17 protein-coding genes are annotated in these 15838 nt (G+C 66.7%); 7 read left to right on the plus strand and 10 right to left on the minus strand.

Annotation, left to right across the window (positions count from 1 at the left end; translation table 11 throughout):
- Positions 1-50: 50 nt before the first annotated feature.
- Positions 51-968, plus strand: a complete 918-nt coding sequence (locus tag AC1DUB_RS13120; protein ID WP_477729860.1) for a LysR family transcriptional regulator — start codon at positions 51-53, stop codon at positions 966-968.
- A gap of 84 nt (positions 969-1052) precedes the next feature.
- On the opposite strand, the gene AC1DUB_RS13125 is transcribed toward AC1DUB_RS13120, so the two are convergent.
- Genes AC1DUB_RS13125 through AC1DUB_RS13145 form a run of 5 tightly spaced genes read right to left on the minus strand, consistent with a single transcriptional unit; the run spans position 1053 to position 5519 of the window.
- The gene (locus AC1DUB_RS13125) at positions 1053-1409 is read right to left on the minus strand and encodes a cupin domain-containing protein (protein WP_477681889.1); all 357 of its coding nucleotides are present in this window, start codon (positions 1407-1409) and stop codon (positions 1053-1055) included.
- 59 nt (positions 1410-1468) lie between these two features.
- Entirely contained in the window at positions 1469-3097 is a 1629-nt protein-coding gene (locus AC1DUB_RS13130) for an ABC transporter substrate-binding protein (RefSeq protein ID WP_477719273.1), read from the minus strand.
- A gap of 28 nt (positions 3098-3125) precedes the next feature.
- Entirely contained in the window at positions 3126-4409 is a 1284-nt protein-coding gene (locus AC1DUB_RS13135) for an NAD(P)/FAD-dependent oxidoreductase (protein ID WP_477719272.1), read from the minus strand.
- A gap of 26 nt (positions 4410-4435) precedes the next feature.
- The gene (locus AC1DUB_RS13140; protein WP_477719271.1) at positions 4436-4795 is read right to left on the minus strand and encodes a cupin domain-containing protein; all 360 of its coding nucleotides are present in this window, start codon (positions 4793-4795) and stop codon (positions 4436-4438) included.
- Positions 4796-4850: 55 nt separating this feature from the next.
- On the minus strand, positions 4851-5519 hold the full coding sequence (locus AC1DUB_RS13145; RefSeq protein WP_477719270.1) for a haloacid dehalogenase type II: 669 nt from the start codon (positions 5517-5519) through the stop codon (positions 4851-4853).
- A gap of 389 nt (positions 5520-5908) precedes the next feature.
- Between AC1DUB_RS13145 and AC1DUB_RS13150 the strand changes: the two genes are divergently transcribed.
- The 6 genes from AC1DUB_RS13150 to AC1DUB_RS13175 all read left to right on the plus strand — a co-directional run bounded on the left by AC1DUB_RS13150 (position 5909) and on the right by AC1DUB_RS13175 (position 11928).
- Positions 5909-6808 (plus strand): GNAT family N-acetyltransferase, encoded by a 900-nt coding sequence (locus tag AC1DUB_RS13150; protein ID WP_477729861.1) that lies wholly within the window; start codon positions 5909-5911, stop codon positions 6806-6808.
- A 156-nt stretch (positions 6809-6964) separates the two neighbouring features.
- Positions 6965-7891, plus strand: a complete 927-nt coding sequence (locus AC1DUB_RS13155; RefSeq protein WP_477729862.1) for a 2-hydroxyacid dehydrogenase — start codon at positions 6965-6967, stop codon at positions 7889-7891.
- A gap of 170 nt (positions 7892-8061) precedes the next feature.
- Positions 8062-9462, plus strand: coding sequence for an aminotransferase class III-fold pyridoxal phosphate-dependent enzyme (locus tag AC1DUB_RS13160; RefSeq protein WP_477729863.1), 1401 nt, complete (start codon positions 8062-8064; stop codon positions 9460-9462).
- A 43-nt stretch (positions 9463-9505) separates the two neighbouring features.
- A complete protein-coding gene (locus AC1DUB_RS13165) occupies positions 9506-10009 on the plus strand; it encodes an Lrp/AsnC family transcriptional regulator (protein ID WP_477719266.1) in 504 nt (167 codons plus the stop codon).
- A 264-nt stretch (positions 10010-10273) separates the two neighbouring features.
- Positions 10274-10774 (plus strand): helix-turn-helix domain-containing protein, encoded by a 501-nt coding sequence (locus AC1DUB_RS13170; RefSeq protein WP_477729864.1) that lies wholly within the window; start codon positions 10274-10276, stop codon positions 10772-10774.
- Entirely contained in the window at positions 10771-11928 is a 1158-nt protein-coding gene (locus AC1DUB_RS13175; RefSeq protein ID WP_477729865.1) for a M20 aminoacylase family protein, read from the plus strand. The genes AC1DUB_RS13170 and AC1DUB_RS13175 overlap by 4 nt, the downstream gene beginning before the upstream one ends.
- 45 nt (positions 11929-11973) lie before the next feature.
- Here AC1DUB_RS13175 and AC1DUB_RS13180 read toward each other — a convergent pair whose 3' ends face one another.
- The 5 genes from AC1DUB_RS13180 to thiO form a co-directional block, all read right to left on the minus strand.
- Entirely contained in the window at positions 11974-12570 is a 597-nt protein-coding gene (locus AC1DUB_RS13180) for a hemerythrin domain-containing protein (protein WP_477729866.1), read from the minus strand.
- Positions 12571-12642: 72 nt separating this feature from the next.
- Positions 12643-13296: a thiamine phosphate synthase gene (thiE, locus tag AC1DUB_RS13185; RefSeq protein WP_477729867.1), complete on the minus strand. Its 654-nt coding sequence runs from the start codon at positions 13294-13296 to the stop codon at positions 12643-12645.
- Between the two features lie 225 nt (positions 13297-13521).
- Positions 13522-14340: a thiazole synthase gene (locus AC1DUB_RS13190; RefSeq protein ID WP_477729868.1), complete on the minus strand. Its 819-nt coding sequence runs from the start codon at positions 14338-14340 to the stop codon at positions 13522-13524.
- 133 nt (positions 14341-14473) lie between these two features.
- A complete protein-coding gene (thiS, locus tag AC1DUB_RS13195; RefSeq protein WP_477722051.1) occupies positions 14474-14692 on the minus strand; it encodes a sulfur carrier protein ThiS in 219 nt (72 codons plus the stop codon).
- The gene (thiO, locus tag AC1DUB_RS13200) at positions 14689-15750 is read right to left on the minus strand and encodes a glycine oxidase ThiO (protein WP_477729869.1); all 1062 of its coding nucleotides are present in this window, start codon (positions 15748-15750) and stop codon (positions 14689-14691) included. Before thiO ends, thiS begins: the two co-directional genes overlap by 4 nt.
- Between the last annotated feature and the right edge of the window lie 88 nt (positions 15751-15838).

The raw sequence follows: 15838 nt of genomic DNA on the forward strand, positions 1-15838 counted from the left end.
ATGCAGATTACAATTAATCAAGTCTGCACTCACAGTTAAGGCTGCCCTTTATGATCAGCTCGGACGATCTTCACTTTTTCAACGTGCTGGCCAAGTCTGCGACGCTTGCCGAAAGCGCCAGGAAGCTGGACGTCACGCCGCCCGCCGTCACCCAGCGCTTGCAGGCGCTGGAAGCACGTATCGGAATCCGCCTGATCGACCGGTCCGGCCGCAAGATGAGCCTGACCGATGAAGGCGCCCTCGTTGCGTCGCACGGGATGATCGTGGCCGATGCGCTGGAGGCCCTCTCCGAGGCCTTGGCCGATCGGAAGAAGGCAGTCGGCGGGCACCTGCGCATTGCCGCCCCTCACGGCTTTGGCCGGGTTCATGTGGCACCGGTGGCCGACGCTTTTGCACGGACCCATCCCGGCGTGACGGTCACCCTCGACCTCTCCGACCATCCGGGCGCGCAATCGGTCGAGACCAGCGACGTCATCATTCACATCGGTCCGCCGGGGTCCCTCAACCAGATCGTGACGACGCTGGCGCCGAACCGGCGCATCCTCTGCGCCAGCCCGGACTATCTGGCCAAGGCCGCACCGATTCAATCGCCTTCAGACCTGATGCGGCATCGCTGCCTCGTGGTCAGGGAGAACGATGAGGACGTCACCCTCTGGCGCTTCCTGCACCCTTCCCGGGAGCCGGAGACAATCCGCATCCACCCCACCATGTGCAGCAATGACGGAGCGGTGGTGCGCGACTGGGCGCTCGCAGGGCAAGGTGTCGCGATCCGGTCGGAGTGGAATATTGCCGGCGACCTGGCGGCCCGTCGGCTCAAGCGGGTACTTCCGGGCTGGGAAATTCCTGCCGCGGATGTCATCGCCATGCTTGGGACACGCTTCGGACGGAGCGCGCGCACAACGGCCTTTCTGGCCATGCTGCGCCAAGCCCTTTCGCCGCCGCCGTGGCGGCGAAAGGCGGGTCGCTGACTCAGCCCTTCGCTGGGCCGCTCCCAAGGAGGGCTGCGCCCCCTCGGGGGGCAGCGAACGCAGTGAGCGTGGGGGCTGGCACCCTCAGGCCGTGACCCAGACCTTGCGCACGGTTTCGAGCGTGCGCCAGGTGCCTGTGTAACCGGGCTTCATGATGAAGCAATCGCCCGCCCTGTAGGTCACCGGGGGCTGCCCGTCCTCGGTGATCTCGGCCACCCCGGACAGGATCAGGCAGAACTCCCACGTGTCGCCCTTGATGGAGCGGTTGACCCCCGGGGTCGACTCGAACACGCCGGCGCGGACCTTGCCGTCCTTGGCGCTGTCGACGTCCCAGCTGCGGCACACGATGTCGCCTTCGATGACGCGATCGGCGGGCGGCCGGTATTCGCGCGGCTCGCCAAGTTGGTCGAGCTTGAATGTGACGAGAAGATTGTTGGGCATGGAATTGGGGTCCTTGGGACAAAAAGAAACGTGGCGAGCTCAGCTGCGGCAGCTGGTATTCATGCGTCGAGCCAGACGTTCTCGGCGAAGTTGTAGCCCATCAACCCGCCCAGCGGAATGGGCGACAGGCCTTTGAGCTTTTTCGTATGGCCGTCGATGCTGGACATGAAGAACGGAACACCGATGCCCCCGTCCTCGTGGATCATGACCTGCATGTCGGCGTACATCTTCGCGCGCTTGGCCGTGTCGGGTTGCGCCCGCGCGGCCAGCAGCAGCTGGTCGAATTTCGGGTTCTTCCAGCCCGCTTCGTTCCATGGCGCGTCGGACTTGAAGAACTGCGTGAGCAGCACGTCGGCCGACGGCCGCGGATTGATGTTGCCGAAGCCCACCGGATGCTTCATCCAATGCTGCGACCAGTAGCCATCGGCCGGCATGCGGCGCACATCCAGGTTCAGCCCGATCTGGCGTGCGGCGTGCTGCATAACCAGGGCCATCTCCGCGGAGTTGGTGGCGGCGGGCGACACCACCACCGGGATGGCTGCGCTGCCGAGGTTGGCCTTCTGCACGTGCCACTTGGCCTTTTCGGGGTCGTAGGGCCGCTGCTTGAGCCCCTTGAAGTAGAAGCGGTCGCTGGGGTGGATGGGCTGGTCGTTGGCCATCTCGCCGTAGCCCAGCAGGATGGACTTGACCATCTGCTCGCGGTTGAACAGGTGCTTCATCGCCAGCACGAAGTCCGGGTTGCTGCCGGGTGCGCTGTCTCGGCGCATGATCAGGTCGGTGTAGAGGCCGGCCTTGGTCTCAAAGATCGCGTGCTTGGCGCTGCCCTTGATGCGGTCCACCGAGCGCGGGTTGATGGCCATGGTCAGGTCGATCTCGCCGGTCAGGAGCGCGTTGACGCGCGCCGCCTCGTCGCCGATGCCCACATACTCAATCTCGTCCAGGTAGGGGCGGTTGGGCTTCCAGTAGTTGTCGTTGCGCACGGCCACCGAGCGCACACCCGGCTTGAAATCCTTGAGCTTGTAGGGGCCGGTGCCGATGCCCGCCATGTGCGCGTTCACGTCGGTGACGCCGTCGCGCACGATATGGAAGTGCCAGGTACCCAGAATGGCCGGCAGGTCGGCGTTGGGTGCCACCAGGCGGATGGTCACTTCGTGCGGGCCGGTGGCCTTCACCTCTTCGATCTGCTCGGCCAGCACCTTGGCCTTGGAGCCGGTCGACGGATCCTTGTGACGCAGGATGGAGAACACCACGTCGGCAGAGGTGAACGGCTTGCCGTCGTGAAAGGTCACGCCCTGACGCAGCTTGAACACCCAGGTTCTGGCGTCCTTGGTGCTGAACTCCTCGGCCAGCGCAGGCCGGGGCGTCAGGCTGCCGTCTAGGGAGGTCAGCCCGTTGTAGAACATGCAGCTGCGGATGTAGTCGGTGTGGTTGGAGCACTTGGCCGGATCCAGCGTGTCGCTGAGCGCGGCGGTCGCCCCGGCTACCTTGATGCGCCCGCCCTTGCGCGGGGCCGCCGCCTGCGCCGCGGCCGCCGTCGAGGCCAGGCTGCCCGCCAGCGCGGCCTGCATGCCGCCGGCCGCCAGCATGGCCAGCACGTCGCGCCGGCTGGCGCCGCGCTGCAGTTCGCCCATGATGCGATGGCTCTCTTCGGGGCCTATCAGGCTGCTTATCTGCTCTTGTTTTGTCATTTTTGTGTCTCCTCGGTGGAAAAAAAAGTCAGGCGAACTTGTTCTTGATCTGGTAGTACAGGCCCACGGCGGGGAGGAACCAGGGGGTTCCGAAATGCCCCGGGATGGCGGGCCAGGGGTTGTCGCGCCACGGGTTGGCCGCCACATCGCCGGCCATCACCCGGGCCATGCACTCGCCCATGTGCACCGACATCTGGGTGCCGTGGCCGCTGTAGCCCATGGAGTAGTACAAGCCGTCGGTTTCGCCGGCATGCGGCAGGCGGTCCTGCGTCATGTCGACGGTGCCGCCCCAGCAGTAGGCTATGCGCACATCGCGCAGCTGCGGGAACATCGCCACCAATTGCTCGCGCAGCACCTGGCCGCTCTTGGCGTCCGAGCGTGGACTGGACAGCGCAAAGCGCGCACGCCCGCCGAACACCAGCCGGTGGTCGGGCGTGATGCGAAAGTAGTTGTGCAGCGTGTCGGTCGTGGTGTAGGTGCGGCGCTGCGGCAGCAGGGCTTGCAGGACGCTGGGGTCGAGCGGCTCGGTCACAATGATAAAGCTGCCGATCGGCACGATGCGGCGCCGCCAGAAGGAGAAGCTGGAGTAAGCACCCACGCGCGTCGCGCCGGTGGCCAGCAGCACCTGGTCCGCATCGATGGCGCCGCGTTGGGTGTGCACGCGGTGCGCATGACCGTTCAGCCGCTGCAGCCGCTCCACCTGCGTGTGGTCGTAGATCTGCGCGCCGCGCCGCGCCGCGGCCTCGGCCAATCCGCGGCCGAATTGGCCCATGTGCATCTGGGCACTCTTCTTGAACAGCAGGCCGCCCGCGAAACGGTCGCAGCCGATCTCCTCGTGGATGCGCTGCGGCGGCACCAGCTCGACCTGCGGGTCGGCCTCGCGGCGCAGCCGTTCAAAACTGCGCGCCAGCTGCTCATAGTGCGCGGGCTTCGAGGCCAGCTTGAGCTTGCCTCGGCGGTGGAAGTCGCAAGGGATCGCCTCCTCGCGCACGATGCGTTCGACCGTATCCACCGCGTTGTCGTAGGCGCGGTACCAGGCGGCCGCGCGCTCGACGCCCACGCGGGCCGCGACGGTAGCGTAGTCCACAGCAAGGCCGTTGTTCACATGGCCGCCGTTGCGCCCGGACGCTTCGGCCGCAACGGCCGAAGCCTCCAGCACCACCACGCGGGCACCGCGCATGGCCAGCGTACGGGCCGCCGACAGGCCAGTGAAGCCGCCGCCGACGACCACCACGTCGGCCTTGGCGGGCAAGGCATCGGTCTGGCCTTCGAACGCAGCCGTGCTATCAGTCCAGAACGATTCGAGCTTCATGATGCCTGGGGGATGCGAGGCCGCGCTCATGCGCTGCCGTAGATGATCCAGATCTTGCGCGTGGTCTCGATGCAGCGCCACTTGCCGACGTAGTCCGGCTTCATGACGAAGGCGTCGCCGGCCTGCACGCGGATGGGTTCCTTGCCGTCTTCGATCAACTCCGACACGCCGGAGAGGATGTGGCAGAACTCCCAGACGCCGCCCTTGATCGATCGGATGGTGCCGGGCGTGATTTCCCACACGCCGGTGCGCACCTTGCCGTCGGGCGATTGCTCCACGTCCCAGTTCATGAAGCGCGGATCGCCGGCGATCAGGCGCTCGGGCAAGGGGCCGCTCTCACGGCCAGGGCCGAGGTCGTCGAGTTTGAAGAAAGTGAGCTCGCTCATTTGTATCGGGTCCTTTTGCAATTGAATGAAAGCGGGAAGTCAGGCGCGCGCCGGATTACAGGCCGACCAGTGCCGGCAGCCCGTTGATGTCGCGAATCTCCACGTGGGTATAGAACTCGTTGGGCTTGGGCTCGTGGCCACGGTTGACGAACACCTTGTTCTTGATGCCCATGTCATGGGCCGACATCAGGTCGTAGCGCGGGCTGGAAGACACGTGCAGGATGTCGTCCGGTGAGCAGCCCAGCTGGTCGAACATGTACTCGAAGGCCTGCAGGCGCGGCTTGTAGGCGCCGGCGTCCTGCGCCGTGTACACCTTGTGGAAGGGCGCTTCCAGCTTGCGGACGTTGGAGTCGATCTGCTCGTTCATGGCATTGGACAGGATCACCAGCGGGATCTTGTTGCCCACGCGCGTGAGCGCATGCGGCACGTCGGTGTGCGGGCCCCAGGTGGGCACGGCGTCGTAAAACTTCTGCCCGTCCTCCTCGCGGTAAGTGACCCCGTGGCGCTTGCAGACGCGCGCCCACGCGGACTTGAGCACCTGGTCGTAGGGCTTCCAGTCGCCCATCGCCTCATCCAGCCGCAAGGCGCTGAAATCCTTGATGAACTGCTGCATGCGCTCGGGCGACAGCTGCTCTCCCACAATGGCGTACGCCACCTCGTGCATGCGGAAGTAGATGAGGGTGCCGTAGCAGTCGAAGGTGATGTACTTGGGTTTGAAGATCATGATTTGCCTCGTTGGTAGGGGAGTGGAGAAAGGGTTCAGGCGACCGGGAAGTCCCTCAGCGCACGCCTGCGGCGCAGCCCGGCCTCCACCGCCAGGCGGCGGAGGGGAAACGGCCGGCAGGCAGGGATAGTGGGTGGCAGTCGACGGACATCGGTAAGCTTCCTGTTGTCGCGGTGGTTCAATAGGAGCAATCCTAGGCAGCATCCGCCGCAGTTGTTGCGGTTCTGCGCGGCGCGAACGCAGCATTCATCCGGAGTACCGCGGGCTCCAGGGGCTTTGTGCCGTTCTTCGCGCGGCCGTGGCCGGCGCCAAGATCGTACAAGCCGTGGGGCCGTTGCGCCGGGCATCATCGTCCCCAAACCGCCATTGACGTTTTGAAGGGAAGCCCTATGTCCGACCACGTTTTTACTCCACAGGCCGCGCTGGCCGCGGTGGGCCGCCCGCTGCCCGACGGCGTGACGCTTCGTCGGCTGAAAGCGGATGACCTGGAGGCAGCGCAGGCGCTGTCGCGCGAGTTCCAATGGCCTCACCGCATTGAGGACTGGCGGTTCAGCCTGGCACATGGCCAGGGCGTGGCGGCGCTGCGCGACGGCCAACTGGTAGGCACCGCGCTGCATTGGCCCTGGGGCAAGCAGCACGCGACGGTGGGCCATGTGATGGTGTCGCCGCGGATGCAGGGGCAGCGCGTGGGCCAGCACCTGATGCACGCGGTGATGGCGGGGCTGGAAGACCGCACCGTGTTGCTGCACGCCACGGTCGAAGGTCGCGGCCTGTATGAACGGATGGGCTTCGAGATCACGGGCGAGATCCGGCAGCACCAGGGCCTGGCCGCGCCGGCGCAACTGGTGGCACTGGCGCCGGGCGAGCGGCTGCGCCCACTGGGTCGCAATGACGCAAAGACACTCGTCGCCTTGGATGCCCGTTCTGCCGGCATGCCGCGCGAAGCCATGTTGCACCAGTTGCTGGCCGAAGGCGAGACGGTTGTGCTGGCACGCGGCGGGGAAGCCGTGGGTTTCTCCATCGTGCGGCGCTTTGGGCGCGGCTATGCCGTCGGCCCCGTGGTGGCGCCGGATCTCGCGAGCGCGCAGGCGCTCGTCGGGCACTGGTGCAGCCGCTTTGCCGGCAAGTTCCTGCGCATCGATGTGGACGCCGCCAGCGGCTTGCCCGAATGGCTCGAAGCGCAGGGCCTGCCCCGGGTGGACACGGTCACGACCATGGTGCGCAACGGCCCGCTGGAGCGAGGCCCGGCCGTCGGCGGCTGGGCGCTGGTCAACCAGGCCATGGGGTAGGAATGGCCCACCCCCGTTCAGGCTCACTTCGTGTAGCCTGCTCCCCCCTCAGGGGGCGCACTCTGCGGCCCGGCAAGGCCGGTTCCGCGCGTGCCCTCGCTTCGGCCAGCCGCGATTCGCGGATCGCGGTAATTCCGAATTGCATGGAAAACTAACATGACTTTTTTGTACAAGGGCCCCGCGCAGCGCGGGGCCGTGTGGGCCGGGGAGTTCGCGCGCAGGATGCCGCAGCTGCCGTTCCGGACCTGGCCCGAGATCGGGGATCCGGCGCAAGTGCGCTTCCTCGCGGCCTGGGAGCCTCCGCCGCGCATCGCCGAGGCCTTTCCCAACCTGGAGGTCCTGTTTTCGGTGGGGGCCGGGGTGGACCAGTTCGATTTCGCGGCGCTGCCGGCCGGGCTCACCGTGGTCAGGATGGTGGAGCCGGGCCTGACCGCCTGCATGTGCGAATACGTCAGCTGGGCCGTGCTGTCGCTGCACCGGGAGATGCCGCTGTACCTGCGGCAGCAAGGCCTCAGCCAATGGCAGCAGCACCCCGTGCGGCCGGCCTCCACGCGGCGCGTGGGCGTGATGGGCATGGGCATGCTGGGGCGCGCGGCGCTCGCGCAGTTGCGGCTGCTCGGCTTTGACTGCGCGGGCTGGAATCGCTCGCGTCGCAACGAGCCGGGCGTGCGCTGCTACAGCGGCGAGGCGGAGCTGGACGAGTTCCTGGCCCGCACCGACATCCTGGTATGCCTGCTGCCGCTCACGCCCGAAACGCGCGGCATTCTCGGCCGGCGCGTGTTCGACGCGCTGCCGGAAGGCGCCTGCCTGGTCAACGCCGCGCGCGGCGGCCACCTGGTGGAAGCGGACCTGCTCGCCGCACTGGAAAGCAATCGGCTCTCGGCCGCGGTCCTGGATGTCTGCGAGCCGGAGCCGCCTGCGCAGGGCCACCCGTTCTGGGACCATCCGCGCATCTGGCTCACGCCCCACATTGCGAGCGCAACCCAGGCCGGGACCGCGGCCGAAGCGCTGCTGGACAACCTGCGGCGATACGAGGTCGGCCTGCCGCTCGAAGGCGTGGTGGACCGCTCGCGCGGGTACTGAGCCCGCCATCCCGGGCTTGGCCGGGGGGGGCGCGGATTGCATCACCCCCGCACCGGCATCAGGAACCGCAGAATCTTCTACCGTACGCGCGCGAACAACAGCATGGTCGTGCGCGCGCAAGGGGGACAAGCCGCAGCACCCGCTGCGCACTCGCGCCTAAGCTTGTCCCCATGATGTCCACCAAAACCCTTTCACTTAATTCTTCGCTTGTGGCGCTTGACCGCGCGCATTTGATCCACCCTGTGGCCAACTGGCGCGGCCATGAGCAGCGCGGCGCCACGGTGCTGCGCTCCGGCAAGGGCGCCTGGCTGCGCGACGCCGACGGCCGCGAACTGCTCGATGCCTTCGCGGGCCTGTGGTGCGTCAATATTGGCTACGGCCACGAAAGCGTCGTGGAAGCCGCCGCGCGCCAAATGCGCGAGCTGCCCTACGCGACGGGTTATTTCAGCTACGCCAGCGAACCGGCCATCCGCCTGGCCGCCAAGCTCGTGGAGATCGCGCCGCCCGGACTGGGGCATGTGTACCTGACGCTGGGCGGCTCCGAGGCGATTGATGCAGCCGTGCGCCTCATCGTGCAGTACTACAACGCCACGGGCCGGCCGCGCAAGAAACACTTCATCGCGCTGGAACGCGGCTATCACGGCTCATCCTCCACCGGCGCCGGCCTGACGGCCTTGCCCGCCTTCCATCGCGGATTCGACCTGCCTCGTCCCGAGCAACACTACATTCCCTCGCCTTACCCCTACCGCAGTCCCGTGGGTGGTGATCCGCAAGCGGTGATCGCGGCTTCGGTAGCCGCGTTGCGCGAGAAGGTGAACACGCTTGGCGCGGAGAATGTCGCGGCCTTCTTCTGCGAACCGATCCAGGGCTCGGGCGGCGTGATCGTGCCGCCCGCGGGGTGGCTCAAGGCCATGCACGAAGCCTGCCGCGAGCTGGACATCCTGTTCGTGGCCGACGAGGTGATCACCGGCTTCGGCCGCACCGGCCCGATGTTCGCCTGCGACGCCGAGGGCGTGTCGCCGGACTTGATGACGGTCGCCAAGGGACTGACCTCCGGCTATGCGCCCATGGGCGCGCTCCTCATGTCCGAGCGCGTGTACGCCGGCATTGCCGACGGCACGCCGGCCGGTGCCCTGGTGGGCCACGGCGCCACCTACTCCGCGCACCCGGTGAGCGCCGCCGTGGCGCTGGAAGTCATCCGGCTCTACGAAGAGGGCGGCATTCTCGCCAACGGCCAGCGCGTCGCGTCCCACTTCGAGGCCGGGTTGCGGTCCATGCTGCGCCATCCGCTGGTGGGCGACGCGCGCTCGCGCGGGCTGCTGGGCGCGCTGGAGCTGGTGAGCGACAAATACACCAAGGCCAGCTTCGACCCCGCGCTGCAACTGCCCGACCGCATTGCCAAAGCGGCTTACGAGAACGGCTTGATCTTCCGCGCTTTCGGCGACAGCATCCTGGGTTTCGCGCCGGCCTTGTGCTTCACGCCCTCGGAGTTCGAGCAGATGTTCGAGCGGCTGAACCGCACGCTGGACACCGTGCTCGACCAGCCCGAAGTGCGGCGCGCCCTGGCTTAACCTGATTGACTTGGGCGTGGAACTTGCTTAAAAGGGGTTAACGATGAATACCTCCACTGGCAACCCCAAGCTTGACCGCCTCGACCTGCGAATCCTGTGCCACCTGCAAAAAAACGGGCGCGCCTCGAACGTCGAGATCGCCGATGCCGTCGGCCTGTCCCCCAGCCCCTGCCTGGTGCGCGTGAAGCGGCTGGAGCAAGCCGGCTATATCGCCGGCTATGGCGCGCAGATCCGGCTGGAGAAGCTGGGCGACACGCTGCTGGTGTTCACCGAGGTCACGCTTCAGGACCACAGGCGCGAGGACTTCGTCAAGTTCGAGATGAGCATCCGCCCGATCGACGAGATCGTGGAGTGCCACCTGGTCAGCGGCGGCTACGATTACCTGCTGAAGTTCGTCACACGCGGTGTGAACCACTACCAGGAGATCATCGAAGGCTTGCTGGAGGCCAACATCGGCATCGAAAAATACTTCAGCTACATCGTGATCAAAACACCGTTCGTCAAGAACTACTACCCGATCGAGCAGCTGATGCAGCCGCACGTTTGAGCGGGGCTTAGAACGTGTTCACGGTCTATTTGGGGCCGCGCAGCTGCCTTTTCGGGAGGGGCTGGTAGGCGCGGCTCGCCGCCAATAGCTGGCTATTGGCAAGAGTCGCAACACCCCAGACTGCCCGAAAAGACAGCTGCCCTTCGGGTTGGGGAGAAATCGGGCGATTTGCCTGCCATCACCCTTGCATGGGCACAAGCCCATGCTGCGGGCGTTGACAGCCAACTCATCCCGATTGCTCCCCAACGCGGCCCCAAATAGACCGTGAACACGTTCTTAGGGCCGCAGCTTTTGCCGCAGCCCGACCCGATTCGACATTTGCTGCTGCGCCGGCGCCCGTTTCCGGTGCCATCTCCGGTGGGGCTGGCCTACGCTTGCAGCATGAACCCTCCTCCCCGCATCCCGGCGCCTGCCCGCTCGGCCGCAGCGATCCAGCGTGTGCAGCGGCACATCAACGAGAACCTCAGCCAGGCGCTGACGCTATCGGAGCTGGCCGATCTCGCCGGGCTCAGCATATGGCGCTTCGCCACCGTATTTCGCCAGCAGGTGGGTGTTGCCCCGCATCGCTACATTTGCCGGCTCCGCCTGGCACGCGCACAAGCCCTGATCCGGCAGGGGATGCCGGTCGCCAGCGCGGCCAGCGAGGCGGGCTTCTATGACCAAAGCCATCTCTCGCGGCACTTCAAGACCGTGTTCGGCATGACGCCCGGGCAGTACTTCATGGCCGCCGGCCAGCCGCGGACGGCATGCCAGGCCCTCCAATGACAGAGGAGATTGCGGACCTGGTGCCCGATCTGGTCGCGCTGCGGCATGACTTGCACGCGCATCCGGAGCTTGCGTTCAAGGAACATCGGACAGCCGGCATCGTCGCCTCGGCCCTGCGCGACCTGGGGCTGGAGGTGTACGAAGGCATCGGCGGCACGGGTGTTGTCGGCGTGCTCCGCGCCGGCAGCGGACGGCGCAGCGTGGGTTTACGCGCCGACATGGATGCCTTGCCTATCACGGAACAAAGCGGCGTGGCGCACACCAGCACGCGGCCCGGTATTCACCACGGCTGCGGCCATGACGGCCATACCGCGATGCTGCTGGGCGCGGCGCGCCAGCTGGTGCGCACACGCGGTTTTGAGGGCACGGTGAATTTTATTTTCCAGCCCGCGGAAGAAGGCCATGGCGGCGCGCGCGCCATGATCAATGACGGGCTGTTTGAGCGTTTCCCGTGTGATGCGGTCTATGCGCTGCATAACTGGCCGGACCTGCCGCTGGGCAGCGCGCAGACCCGGCCCGGCGCCATCATGGCGGCAGCCGACCGGTTTGACATCACGGTGTGCGGGCGAGGCGGCCACGCGGCACAGCCGCAGCACACACCCGACGCGATACTTGCGGCAAGCTCGCTCGTCACGCAGCTGCACACCATCGTCTCGCGGCGTATAGACCCGGGCCAGTCGGCGGTGCTGTCGGTCACACGCATTGAAGGCGGCCAGTCGCACAATGTGCTGCCGCCCAGCGTGGGCCTGACCGGCACGGTGCGCAGTTTCGACGCCGCCACGCAAGACCGCATCGAGGCCGCGCTGCGGCAGACCGCAGCGGGCGTTGCGATGGCCACCGGCACCGAGATTGAGGTCACGTACACCCGTTATTACCCGGCCACGATCAACAGCGCGCCTGAGGCCGGTCTGGCGCTGCAGGCCGCCACGGACGCCGGCCTGCAAGCCAGTGTGGCGGCGCACCCGGCCTTCACCTCGGAAGACTTCAGCTTCATGCTGCAGCAGCGCCCCGGCGCCTACCTCTGGCTGGGCCAGGGCAGCGGTGATGAAAGCAGTGTGTCGCTGCACCACCCGCGTTATGACTTTAACGATGCGGCGCTGGGCCTGGGCGTGCGCTGGTTCTGCGCAGTCGCCGAACTGGCGCTAAAACCTTAAGCCGCAGCCAGTTTCAAGCCTTGCGAGGCGGCCTGACGTGCGTTTTCAGGCATTGACGGAAGAAGGCCCCAACCCGATGGGTGCGGGGGCTTTCATGACGATACGGGTGAACAGGCGGTCATAGGCCGTGTCATGCGGACAGGACCCGGCAAGCGGGTCCCGGTTGGTGCCGAAGGCGGCGTCCAGCTCGTGCCAGTCGGCGGCATTCAGCGTTCTCTCGGCTGCAGGCAGGATCACGGTTTCTTCGAGCTTCATGTGCTCCAGGTAAAACGCCACATACGCGCGCGCGGCTGTCTCGAACGCCGGCTTGCGCGCCTCGCCCAGCAGCTCCCACGCGATCAACTGGTGCTGCAGCGCACGCACCGCCAGCTCACCGTTCATATGGTCGTGCTCCAGGCGCGCCACCACCTCCATCGTCTCCGGTGCACCCCGCACGACCTTGGGAAACAGCAAATCCGATTCCTTGGGATGGTGCTGCCGCTCCGGGAACTCATCGATGTAAAACAGCATGGCGCGCAGCACGTCGAAAAACGTTTCCGGCGCATCGCCGGGCCCGCGATCCAGCATCATCAACAGGGATTTGAGTACGGCGGACAAGGCAGCGTGCTCGTCGCGAATGATGCGCAGGGTTGCGTAGGCCATGATCGTCTTTCCCAGGACAAACTCAGTGAAGCCCAGCATCCCACCGCTCAGGCGGGCGCACCTTGATTCACATCAAGCAGGCGCGTCAAAAAAAGCGAGTGCCTGCCGGGTGGCCTGCTGTGGGTCAGCCGCCTGCGTGACGGCGCTGACCACCGCCACGCCATCCACCCCGCAGGCCAGCACACCGGGCAAGCGTGCCAGCGAAATGCCGCCAATCGCCACCACGGGGTACGGTGCGGCCCGCAGCGCCCAGTCTTTCAGGCGCTCCAGGCCCACCGGTTCATAGGGCATGACCTTGAGCAGGGTCGGGTAGACCGGGCCAATCGCCAGGTAGGAGGGCTGCACCGCATGGGCACGCGCCAGCTCGGCCGGCGTGTGCGTGCTCAGGCCCAGGCGTACACCCGCGTTACGCAAAGCATTGAGGTCCGCCTCCGCCATGCTCAGGTCTTCCTGGCCCAGGTGCACGCCATAGGCGCCGGCGGCGAGCGCCAGCTGCCAGTGGTCGTTGATGAAGACCTGCGCGCCCGACACGGCGCGGCCCGCTTCGATGGCCGCGCGAACCTCGCGCTCGATCTCGGCTGGTGTGTGGTCCGCCGCCTTGATGCGCAGCTGGATGGTGCGCACACCCCAGCCCAGCAGTCGCTGCACCCAGGCGGCATCGGGTACCACGGGGTAAAAGCCGATGGGGCCGGTGAGGGGAGCAAAGGCAGTGGTAGAAGTAGTCATCGTTTGGTATTACCCACAATCAGCGGTCTGATGGTTTTTCTCCTTCACCCTTTGGGGGAAGGTTGGGATGGGGGCTTGCGCAGCAAGATTTTCCCCACCAGATGGAAAACGGACGCTCCCTGAGAAACAAAGCCGACGGGTCCGCTTTGTTTGAAAAAGAGGCAGGTGCACAGAGCCCCCATCCCTACCTTCCCCCAGCAGGGGAAGGAGCAAGACCGACCGGCATCAAGGCGCGTGCCAAAAGGGCACGCCTACGGTCGAGGTGGACGCCTGCGCCGCAGCGCGCTCGGGCATGGGCGTTGACTCATACGCGGCGCGGCCGGCGGCCACGCCATCGGCAAAGGCGCGCGCCATGCGCACCGGGTCACCGGCCTGCGCCACGGCGGTGTTGAGCAGCACCGCGTCAAAGCCCAGTTCCATCACCTGCGCGGCATGCGAAGGCCGGCCCAGCCCAGCGTCCACCACCAGCACCGCATCGGGCAGGCGGCGGCGCATCGTTTCCAGCGCATAGGGGTTCAGCGGCCCGCGGCCGGTGCCAATCGGTGCGGCCCAGGGCATCACCGCCGCGCAGCCGGCGTCGCGCAGGCGCTGGGCGATCACCAGGTCATCGGTGGTGTAGGCAAACACCGCAAAGCCTTCGCGCGCCAGCACGCTGGCCGCATGCAGGGTGGCCTGCGTGTCGGGCTGCAGCGTGTAGTCGTCGCCTATGACTTCCAGCTTGATCCACGGGGTGCCGAAAATCTCGCGCGCCATCTGCGCCAGCGTGATGGCTTCCTCGGCCGTGTGGCAGCCTGCCGTGTTGGGCAGCATGTGGCAGCCCAACGCCTGGATACGCTGCCAAAAGCTGTTGCCGCCACCGCTCTCGGGTTGCAACCGGCGCAGCCCGACCGTCAACACCTCGGTGCCGGAGGCCGCCACAGCCTCGCTCAGAACCTGCGGCGACGGGTAATGCGAGGTGCCGAGGAAGAACCGGCTGGACAGGGTGGTGCCAGCCACAGCCCAAGGTTGGCCGTGCGCGATTGAAGATACAGCGGATGTGGTCATAGCAGTGGTTCCACAGAGGCGGCGCCATGCCAGCAGACGCAGCGGAACTGGCTCCGCCAGGCCGCAAGCGTCGCCCCCTGCAAGGGGGGTAGGAGGCTACACGAAGTGAGCATACGGCGGGGGTGTTCCACAGCTAGCCTCCAGCTATCGGCGTGATCACGTCGATGCGGTCACCGTTTTGCAAGGCGCGCTCGGCCCACTGCGGCCGCGGGACAAAGGCGTTGTTGATCGCACAGGCGAAAGCGCCCTGCAACTGGTAGCCCTGCGCCAGCAGCAGCGCCTGCAGCGTGGGCGCCTCGGTGGCCACGCGTTTGCCATTGAGCGAAATTTCAAGAGCGTTCATCACCGTCATGCCGGGCTCTCCAGAAGTTGATGGACCAGTTCCTCCACCAGCGCAGGCGCACATAGATAGCCATGCCGGTACAGGCCGTTGATATGCCAGACACCGTCGCGCAAGGCCACCGCCGGGCGATGGTCGTCCAGCGCCGGCCGCAAGGCCGCCGCCAGCCGCACCACACGCGCCTCGCCAAAGGCCGGGTGCAGGCTGTGCAGCGCGCTGCCCAGCTCCAGCATGGAGCGCAAGGTCATGGCGCCGGTGTCTTCCGATTCCAGCTCGGTCGCACCCACCACAAAACGGTGATCGGGGCGCGGCGCCACATAAAGCTGGTAGCGCGGATGCATCAGGCGCACCGGGCGCTGCAGCGTCACGCCCGGGCATTCCACCGTGAGCACCTCGCCACGCACGCCGCGCAATTGCGGCCATGCCGCCTGGCTGCCCACGCCGCGCGCATCCACCGCCACGTCGACGGTGTAGTTGGCGCCGGGGCAGCTGATGAGATGCGGCGCCAGGCGGTCTACCCGCTGCCCTTCATGCCAGCGGCCGCCCAGCGCATCGATCTGCGCCGCCAGTGCCGCCATCAGCTGGTCATTGGCCAGCTGGCCTTCGCTTTCCAGAAAGAGGCCGCCGCCAAAACGCCCGGCCAGCGCCGGCTCATACCGCGCGAGCGACGCGCTGTCGAGCGTGTGCACCTGCGCACGGCAGGCCTCGGGCAGCTTGTGACGCAGCAGGCGCGTGAAATGTTCCAGCGAGGCCTGGTCGGGTGCGTGCGCCACCACCAGCGTGCCCTGCTGGCGGAAATACACCGGCGGTGCGCCCGTGGCCGCCAGCTCCGCGATCCAGCTCGGCCACAGCTGCATGGACCGCTGGCCCAGCGCAAACACCACCTCGTCCGACACCGCCAGCTCGGCCAGCGGCGAGAGCATGGCCGCCGCCGTCATGGACGCGGTGGCCTGGTCATCGCGCAGGCGCGCGTCGAACAGGCTCACGCGGCAGCCGGCGCGCAGCAGGCGCCAGGCCAGCGTGCGGCCGGCCAGGCCAGCGCCTGCGATGCCGATATGGGGAGTTTTCATGATGGTGTTTTCAGCCTTTCTGCCTCACTCCCTCACCTTAATCCTCTCCAGAAGAAGAGGAAAGGAGAGGGAACAAGTCCGGGACACT

It is taken from the genome of Polaromonas sp. P4_F9 (assembly GCF_056401235.1).

Coding starts and splice junctions, on each gene's coding strand:
- AC1DUB_RS13155 (WP_477729862.1), top strand. CDS start 6,965: ATGACTTTTTTGTACAAGGGCCCCGCGCAGCGCGGGGCCGTGTGGGCC.
- AC1DUB_RS13160 (WP_477729863.1), top strand. CDS start 8,062: ATGATGTCCACCAAAACCCTTTCACTTAATTCTTCGCTTGTGGCGCTT.
- thiE (WP_477729867.1), bottom strand. CDS start 13,296: ATGACTACTTCTACCACTGCCTTTGCTCCCCTCACCGGCCCCATCGGC.
- AC1DUB_RS13130 (WP_477719273.1), bottom strand. CDS start 3,097: ATGACAAAACAAGAGCAGATAAGCAGCCTGATAGGCCCCGAAGAGAGC.
- AC1DUB_RS13165 (WP_477719266.1), top strand. CDS start 9,506: ATGAATACCTCCACTGGCAACCCCAAGCTTGACCGCCTCGACCTGCGA.
- AC1DUB_RS13135 (WP_477719272.1), bottom strand. CDS start 4,409: ATGAAGCTCGAATCGTTCTGGACTGATAGCACGGCTGCGTTCGAAGGC.
- AC1DUB_RS13180 (WP_477729866.1), bottom strand. CDS start 12,570: ATGGCCTACGCAACCCTGCGCATCATTCGCGACGAGCACGCTGCCTTG.
- AC1DUB_RS13175 (WP_477729865.1), top strand. CDS start 10,771: ATGACAGAGGAGATTGCGGACCTGGTGCCCGATCTGGTCGCGCTGCGG.
- AC1DUB_RS13190 (WP_477729868.1), bottom strand. CDS start 14,340: ATGACCACATCCGCTGTATCTTCAATCGCGCACGGCCAACCTTGGGCT.
- AC1DUB_RS13150 (WP_477729861.1), top strand. CDS start 5,909: ATGTCCGACCACGTTTTTACTCCACAGGCCGCGCTGGCCGCGGTGGGC.
- thiS (WP_477722051.1), bottom strand. CDS start 14,692: ATGACGGTGATGAACGCTCTTGAAATTTCGCTCAATGGCAAACGCGTG.
- AC1DUB_RS13140 (WP_477719271.1), bottom strand. CDS start 4,795: ATGAGCGAGCTCACTTTCTTCAAACTCGACGACCTCGGCCCTGGCCGT.
- thiO (WP_477729869.1), bottom strand. CDS start 15,750: ATGAAAACTCCCCATATCGGCATCGCAGGCGCTGGCCTGGCCGGCCGC.
- AC1DUB_RS13125 (WP_477681889.1), bottom strand. CDS start 1,409: ATGCCCAACAATCTTCTCGTCACATTCAAGCTCGACCAACTTGGCGAG.
- AC1DUB_RS13145 (WP_477719270.1), bottom strand. CDS start 5,519: ATGATCTTCAAACCCAAGTACATCACCTTCGACTGCTACGGCACCCTC.
- AC1DUB_RS13120 (WP_477729860.1), top strand. CDS start 51: ATGATCAGCTCGGACGATCTTCACTTTTTCAACGTGCTGGCCAAGTCT.